Annotated in this window: 17 protein-coding genes; 4 read left to right on the top strand and 13 right to left on the bottom strand. The window is 45.6% G+C overall.

From position 1 onward, the window contains the following. Positions 1-7: 7 nt before the first annotated feature. From NST94_RS07515 to NST94_RS07500, 4 genes are read right to left on the bottom strand one after another with little or no spacing between them, the layout of a single operon-like run. A complete protein-coding gene (locus tag NST94_RS07515; protein WP_143766432.1) occupies positions 8-1,285 on the bottom strand; it encodes a glycoside hydrolase family 27 protein in 1,278 nt (425 codons plus the stop codon). Positions 1,286-1,316: 31 nt separating this feature from the next. Next, on the bottom strand, positions 1,317-1,589 hold the full coding sequence (locus NST94_RS07510) for a DUF6171 family protein (protein WP_076106144.1): 273 nt from the start codon (positions 1,587-1,589) through the stop codon (positions 1,317-1,319). A gap of 4 nt (positions 1,590-1,593) precedes the next feature. After that, entirely contained in the window at positions 1,594-3,069 is a 1,476-nt protein-coding gene (locus tag NST94_RS07505) for an alpha-N-arabinofuranosidase (protein ID WP_076185297.1), read from the bottom strand. Beyond that, on the bottom strand, positions 3,066-4,436 hold the full coding sequence (locus tag NST94_RS07500; protein ID WP_339281844.1) for an arabinan endo-1,5-alpha-L-arabinosidase: 1,371 nt from the start codon (positions 4,434-4,436) through the stop codon (positions 3,066-3,068). The genes NST94_RS07505 and NST94_RS07500 overlap by 4 nt, the downstream gene beginning before the upstream one ends. Before the next feature lie 376 nt (positions 4,437-4,812). On the opposite strand from NST94_RS07500, the gene NST94_RS07495 reads away from it, so the two are divergent. From NST94_RS07495 to NST94_RS07480, 4 genes are all read left to right on the top strand, one after another. Beyond that, the gene (locus NST94_RS07495) at positions 4,813-5,769 is read left to right on the top strand and encodes a winged helix-turn-helix transcriptional regulator (RefSeq protein WP_036675692.1); all 957 of its coding nucleotides are present in this window, start codon (positions 4,813-4,815) and stop codon (positions 5,767-5,769) included. Positions 5,770-5,900: 131 nt separating this feature from the next. Next, on the top strand, positions 5,901-6,059 hold the full coding sequence (locus tag NST94_RS07490; protein ID WP_036675694.1) for a hypothetical protein: 159 nt from the start codon (positions 5,901-5,903) through the stop codon (positions 6,057-6,059). Between the two features lie 136 nt (positions 6,060-6,195). Continuing rightward, complete coding sequence (locus tag NST94_RS07485; protein ID WP_339281843.1) at positions 6,196-6,417, top strand: hypothetical protein; 222 nt, start codon at positions 6,196-6,198, stop codon at positions 6,415-6,417. 399 nt (positions 6,418-6,816) lie between these two features. Beyond that, entirely contained in the window at positions 6,817-6,963 is a 147-nt protein-coding gene (locus tag NST94_RS07480) for a hypothetical protein (protein WP_339281842.1), read from the top strand. 73 nt (positions 6,964-7,036) lie between these two features. On the opposite strand, the gene NST94_RS07475 is transcribed toward NST94_RS07480, so the two are convergent. The 9 genes from NST94_RS07475 to NST94_RS07435 form a co-directional block, all read right to left on the bottom strand. Then, positions 7,037-7,807: a class I SAM-dependent methyltransferase gene (locus NST94_RS07475; protein WP_038569469.1), complete on the bottom strand. Its 771-nt coding sequence runs from the start codon at positions 7,805-7,807 to the stop codon at positions 7,037-7,039. A gap of 56 nt (positions 7,808-7,863) precedes the next feature. After that, entirely contained in the window at positions 7,864-8,787 is a 924-nt protein-coding gene (locus NST94_RS07470) for a S1-like domain-containing RNA-binding protein (RefSeq protein WP_076275350.1), read from the bottom strand. Beyond that, the gene (gene rsfS, locus NST94_RS07465; protein WP_036675699.1) at positions 8,784-9,131 is read right to left on the bottom strand and encodes a ribosome silencing factor; all 348 of its coding nucleotides are present in this window, start codon (positions 9,129-9,131) and stop codon (positions 8,784-8,786) included. Before rsfS ends, NST94_RS07470 begins: the two co-directional genes overlap by 4 nt. Continuing rightward, a complete protein-coding gene (gene yqeK / locus NST94_RS07460) occupies positions 9,128-9,706 on the bottom strand; it encodes a bis(5'-nucleosyl)-tetraphosphatase (symmetrical) YqeK (RefSeq protein WP_076125176.1) in 579 nt (192 codons plus the stop codon). The genes rsfS and yqeK overlap by 4 nt, the downstream gene beginning before the upstream one ends. After that, positions 9,678-10,280 (bottom strand): nicotinate-nucleotide adenylyltransferase, encoded by a 603-nt coding sequence (locus NST94_RS07455; protein ID WP_076125178.1) that lies wholly within the window; start codon positions 10,278-10,280, stop codon positions 9,678-9,680. Before NST94_RS07455 ends, yqeK begins: the two co-directional genes overlap by 29 nt. Before the next feature lie 36 nt (positions 10,281-10,316). Further along, entirely contained in the window at positions 10,317-10,610 is a 294-nt protein-coding gene (yhbY, locus tag NST94_RS07450; protein WP_036675703.1) for a ribosome assembly RNA-binding protein YhbY, read from the bottom strand. A gap of 67 nt (positions 10,611-10,677) precedes the next feature. Beyond that, positions 10,678-11,550 carry a shikimate dehydrogenase gene (gene aroE, locus NST94_RS07445; protein ID WP_076307066.1) on the bottom strand — a complete coding sequence of 291 codons (873 nt, stop codon included), beginning with the start codon at positions 11,548-11,550 and terminating at the stop codon, positions 10,678-10,680. Between the two features lie 17 nt (positions 11,551-11,567). Further along, positions 11,568-12,695, bottom strand: coding sequence for a ribosome biogenesis GTPase YqeH (yqeH, locus tag NST94_RS07440; RefSeq protein ID WP_076125182.1), 1,128 nt, complete (start codon positions 12,693-12,695; stop codon positions 11,568-11,570). Between the two features lie 2 nt (positions 12,696-12,697). Next, positions 12,698-13,219: a YqeG family HAD IIIA-type phosphatase gene (locus tag NST94_RS07435; protein ID WP_036675921.1), complete on the bottom strand. Its 522-nt coding sequence runs from the start codon at positions 13,217-13,219 to the stop codon at positions 12,698-12,700. Positions 13,220-13,278: the final 59 nt, after the last annotated feature.

The raw sequence follows: 13,278 nt of genomic DNA, 5'->3' as shown, positions 1-13,278 counted from the left end.
CTCTCCTCTATTTAAACTTTAACAATACAGAACCATGCTGTGGAAGAGTTTGAGAAATACCTTCGTTAACCACTTCCAAATCGCGGCTCTGCCATAGATCACGTATAGTGTTAGGAATTGAAACCTTAAGTTGCTCGAACGACACCTGAAGCGTTAAAGCTTCATCGCTAAGATTAAACAAAGCTACATAGTGGTTACCTTGTTCATCCTCAGATGTCCAGATCGCATGCGCCTCATTTAGCGCTACCTGACTGCCGCCTTTACCATAACGATGCAGATGAAGCACTTCCTTATTGGTCAATAAAGATAATGTCCAATCGTCATTGTCCCGAAGTTCTCCTCCAAACATTAACGGGGAGCGGAAAATACTCCATAGTGTCATCATGGTGACCTGCTCGTCATGAGTAAACCGCGTGAACCGGTCTCCCCCGCCATCTACAGAACGAATGCCCAGATGACCTAACGGCAGCATGTCACAATCCGGCCAATGGCCCGGCTGCACATAAGGAGCCCATTTCTCACAGCGCTCAAACATCCCGCGCAGCAAATGCCAATGATCCCAGTAATCATCGGTCATTCTCCAAAGGTTAGCGTGTCCGGCTAAGTGTTCAGCCTCTTCCACTGGAGCAGGTCCAGGCGAAAGACTGAGTACCATCTCGCGACCGCTGCGGTCAATAGCCTTACGGATCATAGCAACTTCTTCTTTGTGATATCCATAAATGCGAGAAGCGGCAATATCATCCACTTTCACATAATCCACACCCCAACTGGCATACAACTGGAACAGCGAGTCATAATACGCCTGACTGCCTTCTTTTGAAGCATCTACTCCATACATGTCCGTATTCCATGGACAAATAGAATTTGGATGAGCCACATCGCGTGCGGTTTGCTCAGATCCTAGAATGGAACTGGCCGCATGAGCAGCCTGACGCGGGATTCCGCGCATAATGTGTATGCCGAATTTCAAACCCAATCCATGTACATATTCAGCGAGTGGCGCAAACCCTTTGCCTCCCGCTGCGGAAGGAAACCGGTTCTCAGCAGGTTGAAGTCTGGAGTACTCATCCATAACCAGCGGTACAAAGTTGCGGTACTGCGAAGAATTTGCTCCAGGCTCATACCACTGAATATCCACAACTACATATTCCCAACCAAAGTCCTTCAAATGGGTAGCCATATATTCTGCGTTGCCTCTTACTTCTTCTTCATTTACACTGGCTCCGTAACAATCCCAACTATTCCAGCCCATCGGGGGCGTAGCAGCTAACAAATTTTGTGTGATGATTTTCACGTCCTTTTCAAAAACTTAGTATTCACTCCCAGCGAGGTGCCGAGGGATAGGGGCAAGTAGAGTCCTGCAATCTTGTTCTTACCTCTACGAGACAGCCGCAATAACGGCAAGTGCTACCAAATTGCAGGCCAGAGCAATCTCGGCAATGTTCAATACGCTGCAAATATTGCTCCTCCGGCGCTAAAGGTCTTTCTCTAGTGGCTATTTCTATTAAACGCTCCAGTTTTTCTGGGCTTATTCTCATGTTCTCATCACAGCTTTTGCAGCGACGGTTTTTTTCTTGGTTCTCTGACATGATGTTATTCCAGAGTCAAGACTACCACGGAAGCAGGTGGAAGCTCGCAGCTCAGCTTTTCACCTAATAAAGACGCACCCTCAAAAGCTACTGGAGTAACTGTATCCGGTGCCTCAAACGTATTGTGCGCTCCCAGCACGGAATGCGTTAAAATCTGACCTGTCACTTTGCTAAAGCTAACCTCTTCAATACCAATACTTAGCGATGCGCTGTCATTATGGCTCAGGTTACAGAGTGAAACATATACTTTGCCATTCGTATCACGAGATGCAGAAACGCTAATCTGTGGAATTGTAAGCTCCCCAAACGTATAATCAGGGCTCTCAATAGTAACTTCAAGCAGTTCATTATCCTGATGCTCTTTGTACATTTCAAATACATGATAGGTAGGCGTTAGAATCATCTTGTCGCCCTCCGTCAGGATAAGGGCTTGCAGTACATTGACCACTTGAGCCAAATTCGCCATTTGCACACGACTGCTATGCTTTTGGAAAATATTCAGCGTTACCCCTGCTACCAATGCATCTCTGAGTGTATTCTGCTGATACAGGAACCCTGGATTCGTACCAGGTTCACTTAAGAACCAAGTTCCCCACTCATCTATAATCATTCCAACCCGCTTATCCGGATCATATTTATCCATTACCGCTGAATGTTTGGTAATCAGTTCATCCATATGCAAGGTTTTTTGCATAGTCTCAAACCATTCGGCTTCATCAAAACCTAAAGCGTAACGTTTCTCTTCCCAGCTTCCAGGAATCGTATATGAATGAAGACTGAGACCATCCATAAACCGTCCAGCTTCGCGCATTAACACTTCCGTCCAATTATAATCATCAACGTTGGCGCCACCAGCGATTCTATAGATCTGATTTTCACCATAATTGCGCACATATGTCTGGTAACGTCTGTACAAATCTGCATAATATTCTGGACGCATATTGCCGCCGCAGCCCCAGTTCTCATTACCTACACCAAAATACTTCAACTTCCACGGCTCTTCACGCCCATTTTCACGACGCCAGTCCGCCATCGGTGATTCGCCTTCAAAGGTCATATATTCAACCCACTCCGACATCTCCTGAACAGTGCCACTGCCAACATTCCCGCAGATATACGGTTCACAATCCAGCAACTCACATAATTCAAAAAATTCATGCGTCCCAAAATGATTATTCTCGACGACACCGCCCCAGTGCGTATTCACCATCCGCTTACGGGTTTCTTTTGGACCGACGCCATCCTTCCAATGATACTCATCGGCAAAACAGCCCCCCGGCCAACGAAGGACAGGAATATTAACTTTTTTGAGTGCTGCTAGGATGTCATTGCGGAAGCCCTTGGTGTTCGGAATCGGTGAATCTTCCCCCACATAGATCCCGTCATAGATACATCTGCCCAAATGCTCGGCAAAATGACCATATAGATATTTGCTGATCTTATTAATTCCTTTACCTGCATGTAGCTTGATCGTAGTCATCTATTCTCTTCTCCATTCTTTTGCTTACCCCAGATGGAAATTCCATTTTCATTTAATCCAGTAAATACAAGGGTCTGAGTTTCTTTCTCCCAATCCCATGACGGAAGCAATTGCACCTTCTCTATCCGGCCTCTACCCTCGACAACATCATTCCAGACCAAGATCAGGACTCTGCATCCATCAAAAGACCAGCTTCCCTTTCCATTCGCACCTTCCAGCTTAAAGTCAGAGGATAGACTTATGACGGCAGACTGAATCTGGCCATCCGCTGAGGGGTCCATTACAATCCATTCCCACTGTCCTGCGATTAGCTGTTCTGGAATATCCTGTTCCACTTCACCCGCATACCGTTCTGGAGATACAACAGGCCAACCATCCTCTGTCCACAGAATTCGACGAATCTGTAAATAGGACCAATGTTTATCGTTTTCACCACGTGCATGATGAACTATATAATAGCTGCCATCCTCATGAAGAACTGAGTTATGGCCGGGAGCAATCCAACCTGGATCTTGTCCAAAGCGATAGCCACCCAGTATTTTATTGCCGACCTCATATCGGGGTTGATGCGCACTATCAGTCATATCTCGTCCGTTATAATCCACATATGGGCCGGTAATAGTATCTGCACGAGCGACACGAACGTTATAATCCTCAAACAGGGAGTCATAGGAGACGAACAAATAGTATTTTTTGAATTGCTCGTTATACACTATATACGGTCCTTCAACTGCTCCATCTTTAATGGTGTTATCCCGTTTAGCGATCAGCGTACCAAAACCTTCTTGCTTCGGTTTGCCCGTTTCCGCATTCAGCTCAATGATGTGAATTCCACCAAAAAAAGAACCATACACCATCCACATTCGCCCATCTGCATCCGTAAGCACATTGGCATCAATCGCATTCAGTGAATCTTCAGCACGCGTCTGAATCACTACACCTTCATCGGTCCAAGGTCCCTCAATAGAAGCTGAAGTTTGAAGTCCGATTAGCGATTGTCTACTTCCGAAAGATGAGGCCGAGTAATACATTCGATACTGTTCACCGTATTTCACCACATCGGGTGCCCATAAATTAGTAGCCCCTGCCCATTCCTTCGCAACTTGGGGAATTCCCGGCAGCGCATAATGAACCCATTCCCAATGGATAAGATCCTGTGATTTCCGAACCATTACGCCTGGACGTAATTCTCCTCCGACTCTTATGTCAGTAGAAAAAACATAGTAACCCTCATCTGTTTTAATAATGCCTGGATCATGTGTGTTGTGAATCGTCCATAAAGACTCGATATCAATCACTGATAGATCATACATTGGCATGTTCCCCGGGGAACTTGGAAAGACAAGATCTGTTGTTTTTTTTACCATTAGATTATCACCTCAGCAATAGCAACAGATTGAGTAACAATAAATATTAAATTTAAAATGAAAAAATATGTATTCGCTTACAATATAAAATAACATATATAAAAAGCCTTGTAAATATATTTCTATAAACCTTTTTATATTTATATGAAATTAAACTCGAAAAAAATGAATTATGGCGAAATAACAGCCTTTTTCTTTAGATTAATTCTTCATTTGTTTAAATTTTACTAAATCAAATAAAAATCATGCCAAAAACCCCTCTTATATTCGTACATTCTACAAAATAAGGAAGTATACTTTATTTATATGCCTTATTAGTTTATAATTTTATAAAATAGTATAATTTATGACGTAATCGGAAGAAGGTATTGATAAAATGATCTATATTAAAGATTTAATGAGTGGATTAGAAATTTTTAAGGCACTAAGCTCAGAAATCAGAATCCTCATTTTAGAGCTCCTTGCCACCAATCAAGCCTTGAACCTTAATGAAATTGCCAAGAAACTGAACCTCAGCAACGGCGCCATCACCATGCATATTAAAAAGTTAGAAGAAAGCGGTCTCATTGAGATAAACACATCAGTGGGTAAACACGGTATTCAAAAGGTCTGCTATTTAAATAAGGACAAACTTATTGTTGACCTTCGCAGCAAGGATGTTGATAATCTTTACGAAGTAGAAATTCAAGTAGGTCATTACAGCAACTATCAGGCTGTTCCAACTTGTGGACTGGCTACCAAAGACAGCATCATCGGGGATTTCGACGAGCCGCGTTATTTTGCAGATCCGCAGCGAATTGAATCCGAAATTATTTGGATGGCCGAAGGGTTCCTCGAATATAGAATTCCGAACTACCTTAAAGCCAACCAAACGTTCCGCGAAATTCAGTTCTCGATGGAGATCGGCTCTGAAGCTCCTGGGTCTAACGATAACTATCCGTCCGACCTTTATTTCTATTTAAATGGAATTGAAATCGGATTCTGGACTAGCCCTGGCGATTTCGGAGATACCCGAGGAACATTTAACCCCGATTGGTGGCCTCCGCACCTAAACCAATACGGTATGCTGAAGCTGATCCGTATCAATAATGAAGGCAGCTTTATTGATGGCTGTCGGATTTCTGACGTGACCCTTGATGATATCCAATTGGATTACAAAAGTGAACTCACTTTCCGTATCGCAGTAACCGACAAACCTACAAACAAACGTGGACTCACGATTTACGGAAAACATTTCGGCAATTATAGCCAGGACCTACTGGCACGTGTGTTGTATGATGTACATGAAGTTGGAGAGGGCCTCCCTCGTAACGCTGTTATAATAGCAGAGTAACAACCCCACTTGAATAAAAAGACCCTAGATTCAGCTAACGCTGATTTAGGGTCTTTTTGTGCTTCGTATATTTTTTCGATATTGAACCATAATAACTTTGTCTCCCAAACCACCGAGAAGGAGTGTTTCGAATGCGTGAAGGTCTAATTCCCGCTGTTCTTGGAACCGTCGTAACCGCTTCTAGCGCCGCTTTTCTTGGAAGCAAGTATAAGATGGCAGCAACAGGCGTACTTGGATTTGGTCTGGCTCATGTCGTATTGGGTGCCATTGATCTGTTTGAGCATCGGTAAGGATTGGAAGATGCCGGGTGGTATGAACACTGCCCGGTTTATTTTGTATTTCTTATGTTGGCGCAATTACAAGCTGCTCCAACAGATGATGTCATAAAAAAACAGCGCTTCTCCTGATATCGGAGAAGCGCTGTTTATGATTGGGTCTCTGGCTGGTTGCTCCAACCTTGTCTCCATCATCTCACGTGGCTTACGTGTCTTACGCGGCTTACGTGACTTACGTGACTTACGTGGCTTACGTGGCTTACGTGACTTACGTGGCTTACGTGGCTTACGCGGCTTACGTGGCTTACGTGGCTTACGTGGCTTACGTGGCTTACGTGACTTACGCGGCTTAGCGGCTTACGGACCCAGATGACGTTATTTGCATATTTTTAGCTCTTGGAGCATGTTTTCGGACTCCAGTGACGCTATCCATTGGAAAAAGACCAATATTGGACGTTTTTCAAGCCAATAGCTGCAATGGAGTCCGATAGCACCCAAAATATTGGAAAATGCTGCGTATAAGGTCCGCTGGGTCCGATCGCTACTACTAATACGTATATCTGATGGTAGTTGTGCATGCATGCGTGTTGGGTAGTGAAAACCCACACGCTTCCGTAAAGGGTAATGCATGAGCATTCGATAGCGGGAATCCACACGCTTCCGCAATCGGTAATGCATGAGCATTCGAGAGCGGCAACCCACACGCTTCCGCAATGGGCATATATGAGCATTCGATAGCGGGAACCTACACGCTTCCGCAAAGCGGTAATGCATGAGCATTCGATTGCGGGAACCTACACGCTTCCGCAAAGCGGCAATGCATGAGCATTCGATTGCGGGAGCCTACTTGTTTCCGGCAGCGTCAACCTATGTGCTTCTAACAGCAGCATTCCACTCGCTTCCGCCAGCAATAAGCTAAAGTCAAAAAAAGGGGCTGTCCCAGCAGCTATTTTCATAGCTTATGGGACAGCCCCTCTTAGTATTTTGAATAATTATTTTATAGCTACATAAAATAATCGTTCAGCATCATCTTCTGCCTCTACCCACTCGAAATCGGCGTAGATCTTCACATCACTAAACCCAGCCTTAAGCAGCTCTTCCTTCATCCAGTTAGGATCGTAGGCGCGCTGAATATGGGTCTCTTCGAATCGGCGATAGCGATCGCTATGTCCGTCTTCACGGGCAAAAATGGACAGATGATGTTCAATTTCGCGGCGTGGAACATCCATCTCACAAGTCCAAATATAAGAAACAGATGGCTCGTCCAGAATAAAGGGCTGTTCTTCTTCATAACGAATTAGTGTGTTTGGATGATGCACATCGAACAGGAAGGTTCCGCCTTGCTTTAACCCTGCATAGGTACTGGCAAAAACAGCGCTGATGTCATCCTCTTCCAACACATAATTCAGACAATCACAAAAGGAAATTACAGAATCCACCAGCTCCGGAAGCTCCCATTCCTTCATGTTTTGTCTAATCCAACGAACACTGCCTTCGCGCAAAAAACGCCGTCCCTGGGGATGCTCCTCCATTTTGCGCTGTGCCACTGAGAGCATATCAGAAGATAAATCGATTCCGGTCATATGATATCCTGAACCCGCCAAAGGAATTGTAATACTTCCTGTTCCGCAGCCAAGCTCGGCTACAGTTAACGGTTTGCCGTATTTACTCCATGCGGCTTCAGCAAAGGATATCCAATCTGGATACGGCATATCTGCCATAAGCTCATCGTATACATAAGCAAATTTCCCATAGGAAGACACAATTACACCGCTTTCTATAACAACATTTTATAAATTCCGTCTATTGAATCGTGAACTTAATCCGTCGTTTCTTCTTGGCCTTCGGTTGTTCCATCTTCATTATCCTTAGCAACAAGATACGTCCAATTCTCTTTTTGAGTAATATGGCCTTCCTTCATCAGCTTCCCAAGAGCACGCTTGAAGGCGGATTTACTGATTCCGAACCGTTGTTTGATAATATCTGGCGGCGTAGCATCCGAATAAGGCATCGCTCCACCTGGACGAGCATTTAAGAACTCCAAAAGTGCGGCGGAATCTACATCCATCCCCACTTCTTTACGAAGACCCATAGAAAGGTTAACACGTCCATCCTCACGGATATGAGAGACACGTGCTTCAAACTGCTCACCAAGACGCAGCAGACGGCTCCGCTCCGATGAATGGACCATACCGATAATCCCAAAGCCTAGCACACCCGCATCCACAAGTACAAAAGTACCCATTTGCAGCGGCTTATACACTCGGGCTGTTACAGTCTGTCCCATCCAAGATTCAGGTGCAGGCAGAGCTAGAGGAGCAAGCTCCTGTTCTCCGGCCAGCTTGGCACGTAGACGCCCCTGTTTATCATGCTCCATGATCGCAAACACATAGTCCCCCACCTGCGGACGCAGCTCTGGAAGCTCTGGAAGCTCACGGATAGGCAGCAACAGCTGACGTCCAAGGCCCATCTCCAAAAAGCAGCCCAGACGCGGATGAATATCAGCCACTTCCAATAACGCCATCTCGCCCAGCGTCAGAAATGGTTTTTTCATCGTTGCCGCAAGACGGTCCTCTGTATCAAAGAAAATGAAAACTTCAACTTTATCGCCGGCTTTTACCTTCTCTGTCAGCTCCGTATAATGCAGCATAACATCTTGGTCTCCAGCATTCAGAAAAAATCCGTATGGGGAAACTTCCCGCTCTACATGAAGTGTAACCGTAGTTCCTGCAATCAGGCTCATACAGTCTCCACAACCTTGGCATCGGACCACAGACGCTCGATATTGTAATATTCACGCTCATCGCGGTGGAATATATGAACGATAACATCGCCAAGATCCATCAGCACCCAGCGTGCTGAATCCATGCCTTCAATCCCTTTGATCACTCCGCCTGCTTCATGAACCACTTTACGGACTTCGGTAGCGATCGCCTGTACCTGAATATCCGAGTTACCGTGACATACGATAAAGTAATCACTGATTGGTGAAACATTACGTAGATCTAGTGCCACGACGTTCATTGCTTTTTTATCTTCAACAGCCTTAAGGGCCAGTTCTAACAGCTTGCTTGGTTGTACACTCATATTTTATCCTCCAATATTCTAACTAAATCATTACGCGCCAGTACCGTTAAGGGGAAAATCACCCGGCGTTTCTCCAGTAACAAACTAATCGTAGAATCGAACCCAGCGACTAATCCTTCTTCCAAACTTACTTGTGCCTTCTCGCGTATCTTATCAACCCCGGGAAAATCACGCCCAGGCTCGATGTAGTCAGCTAGGCAGACGATCTTTTCAAGTAAACTCATGTCTTCACGGCCTGAGGTATGGAAACGAATCGCATTGATAATATCAGGATCCGTAATCCCATAGTCTTTCTCAGCTACAAAGGCGCCTACTTCCGAATGCCACATCTGCTTGTCATACACCAGAAGATCCAAATTTAATTGATTTTGTTCAATGATCTCCTTCATACGCTCAACCGGCCAATACTTAGCCACATCATGCAGAATTGCTGCTGTCTCTGCACGCTCAGGGTCAGCACCATATTGCTTCGCCAGTTGAATAGATGTCTCCATCACGCCGAGTGTATGCTTCCAGCGCTTATCAGGCATCTGTGCGGAGACCGCTTCAATCAGTGCTTCGCGGCTGTATGCCATACAATCCACTCCTTTGAACATAATCGAACACTGCCTCTGGAACCATATAACGAATAGATTTACCTGCTGCCGCCCGTTCTCTTAACATCGTTGACGAAATATCAACCAGTGGCATATCTGCAAGCAATACCTTTTTCGCTATAAAGTCTGGCAATGCATCTAGATCAAGAGGTGTCCCCGGACGACCCACACCAATAAATGTAAGCCGCTGCACCAGTTCTTCAATCTCGTTCCATTTCGGCAAATACTGAACCATATCCGCTCCAATGATGAAATAAAGATCGAAATGCGGATACTCCTCTTGCAGACGTCTTATGGTCTCATAGGTATAGGAGACGCCACCTCTGACAACTTCCCAATCTAATGTGCAAAAAGCTTCGTGATTCTTCACCGCTTCCTGCACCATGGCTAGTCGGTCTTCTCCAGATACACCCGCCTCATGTTTATGAGGCGGGATATGTGAAGGCATAAACCATACCTCTTGCAGACCATAAGTATCTCTTGCGGCTTCCGCTGCCATCATATGACCGATATGAAGAGGATCAAAGGTACCTCCCATAATTCCAACTTTCAAGAGGACGACCTCCTCGGTAAGGTATACTTACAGCTATTAACGCGGCAGCTCAATGGTTTTGTTATCACGTGATTCTTTGTATAGAACGACAGTCTTACCGATCACTTGCACAAGCTCAGAACCCGATTGTTCAGCCAGAGCAGCGCCAATTTCCTTGGGATTCTCAATATTATTGCTCAGTATACTAATCTTCATAAGCTCGCGCTTCTCAATAGCTTCTTCAATATGGCGTACGAGGTGATCATTTACTCCACCTTTGCCCACTTGAAAAATAGGATCGAGATGGTGCGCCAATGAACGAAGATACCGTGTTTGTTTACCAGTTAACATAAATGAATAACTCCTTAATTAACATATATTATTACCTATTATTACCCTAACTTGATGAATCCATTTCTTACTCATTTCCACCCAAGCAATCGAGAATGGTCTGCCGCATGATTTCCGTAGGTGCAGGCTGCCCTGTCCAATACTCCAGTGCATAAGCTCCCTGATAGACAAACATACCAAGGCCTCCATGAATCGTACAGCCCCGTTCGAGTCCTTCCAACAATAGCCGCGTACGCAGCGGATTATAAATCAGATCGCTTACGACCATTCCTTTACGAAGCAGTCCAGGATCTATCGGTGTCTCATCCATATGAGGATACATACCTACGGAGGTAGTATTGATCAGCACGTCTACACCACTTAGCATTTCTGCTACTTCGTTCATGCTAATCCCGATGACATTCCCTTTGCTCCGGCACTGTGACGCCAAGTCCTCTGCCTTATCAACACTGCGATTAGCAATAATGATTGAAGAAGGCTTCTCCTGAAGTAGTGCGGCAACAATTCCTCTTGCTGCTCCACCGGCCCCGATAACCATAATCTTCACACCAGACAAATCAGAAATAGCTTCCGCTTTGAGCGAACGCACATAACCGATCCCATCCGTATTATATCCGGTGAGCACTCCGTTATCATTAACAATCGTATTGACTGCACCAACGGCTACTGCACTCTCATCTAATACATCCAAATATTGCATCACCGCAACCTTATGCGGAATCGTCACATTCACTCCACGGAAACCAAGCGTACGGATCGCTTGCACCGCATCGCCCAGCTTCTCCGGGCGGATGTGAAGCGGTACATAAGCACCCGGAATTCCCAGCGCTTGCAGCGCTGCTTCATGCATAATTGGAGATTTGGATTGTATAATAGGATCTCCCATTACACCGAGTAGAATATTACCGCTATTGTAGCCTTCGACTGCAGTTGTAGACAATAGATTATCCTCCCTCGTTAAATCATCGAAGGGCGGGTAAGCACCTTCACACCACGCGGAACATGAATGGCCACAACTGCACCTTCAGTTCCATTAACCTTAATCCAGCCCAGACCCGAAATATACAGATCGGCTCTGCTGCCCCGGTTAATCCGGAACTCATGCCGCTGCCAAGGTGGCAGCTTGTCCATCCGGTCACTTCCCGGTGGAGACAGCATTTCACCGCGATGATCCTGATAGAGGGAATCTGCGCGTTCCAGCTTCGTGCGATGGATTTTTAAAGTACCACTAATAAAGCAAGTGAAGGATTGATGCGGGCCTTGTACGAAATCAAAACGTCCCAATCCACCGAAGAAAAGAGTCTGTCCTTCGTTCAACTGATAGACTGTCGGCTTCAAAGGATTGGCAGGCATAACTGCATCCAGATCCTGACGCTCAACTAATTCACTATAACGCCAAGGATACACAATCCCTGGAGTATCTATAATGTAGTGGCCGTCATCCAGTGGAATTTTGACCGTATCGAGTGTTGTGCCAGGGTAACGTGAAGTCGTTAACTCCTGCTCTAAATCGCTATAGTCCGAAATCAGACGATTAATAAGTGTGGATTTGCCCACATTGGTAGCACCTACTACATATACGTCGCGTTGACCGCGCAACTCCGTTACGGCTTCCAGCAAACGGTCAAAACCTTGATTGCGTTTCGCACTGCAAAGTACGATTTCAGCCGTCCGCAAGCCTTCCTCTTTACAGCGCTGCTGCATCCAGTTACGCAACTTGTTCCAGTTTGTAACCTTCGGCAGCAAGTCACATTTATTCACTGCAAGAATAACAGGGTTATTGCCAACAAACCGCTGCAGGCCGGAAATCAGACTGCCTTCGAAATCGAAGATATCGACAATATGAATAACAAGCGCATTCTTCTCTCCTACTCCACTCAGCAGGCGAAGAAATTCATCCTGATTCACCGAAACAGATGAAGCCTCATTATAATTTTTAATCCGGAAACAGCGTTGGCAAATCACCGGGTCCCGTTCAAGTGCAACCTCCGGAAGGTATCCTGGTTGATCCTTATGCTCCGTCTGAAGCTTGATGCCGCAACCGCTGCACTTCTCAGGACGCTGTGTTTCGCTTTGTTCGTTCATTACTATTTATCCTCCTCGTGCCACAATCCTTTTTTGCGAAGCCGTGTCAGAGCAACCCGCTCTACCCGGCGATTAAACCTTGTGCCGAACCCCTCGTCCTTGACGGAGATTGGCAGTACCAAAACAGTATACAGGCCAAGGCGATTGCCGCCGTATACATCAGTAAGCATTTGGTCTCCCACCACAATCGTTTGTTCAGGGGGCAGCTCCATCTGCTTCATCGCTTTGAGAAAAGGAGCATTACTCGGTTTACGAGCCTGGTGCACAAATTCAATATTAAGCGGTGTTGCAAAGCGGGACACCCGTTCCATGTTATTGTTAGATACGATGATGAGCTTAAAGCCCAGTTCCTTCACCTTTTCGAACCATAACAACAGCTCCGGAGTAGCCACAGGCGCTTTGGCACCGACCAGTGTGTTATCCAGATCCGTGATGATTCCGCGATATCCCTGTCTATACAGCTCGTCCAGAGCAATATCGAATACCGTATTCACCCGGAGTTTGGGAACTAACATTTCAAACAATACGTTCACCTCGATTTCATACAAAAAACTATAACATACTCCTTGCGCATCGCAAATAA

Source organism: Paenibacillus sp. FSL H8-0282, assembly GCF_037963825.1.
GTDB classification, from domain to species: domain Bacteria; phylum Bacillota; class Bacilli; order Paenibacillales; family Paenibacillaceae; genus Paenibacillus_AQ; species Paenibacillus_AQ odorifer.
This window is presented reverse-complemented; position numbering and strand designations above follow the sequence as displayed.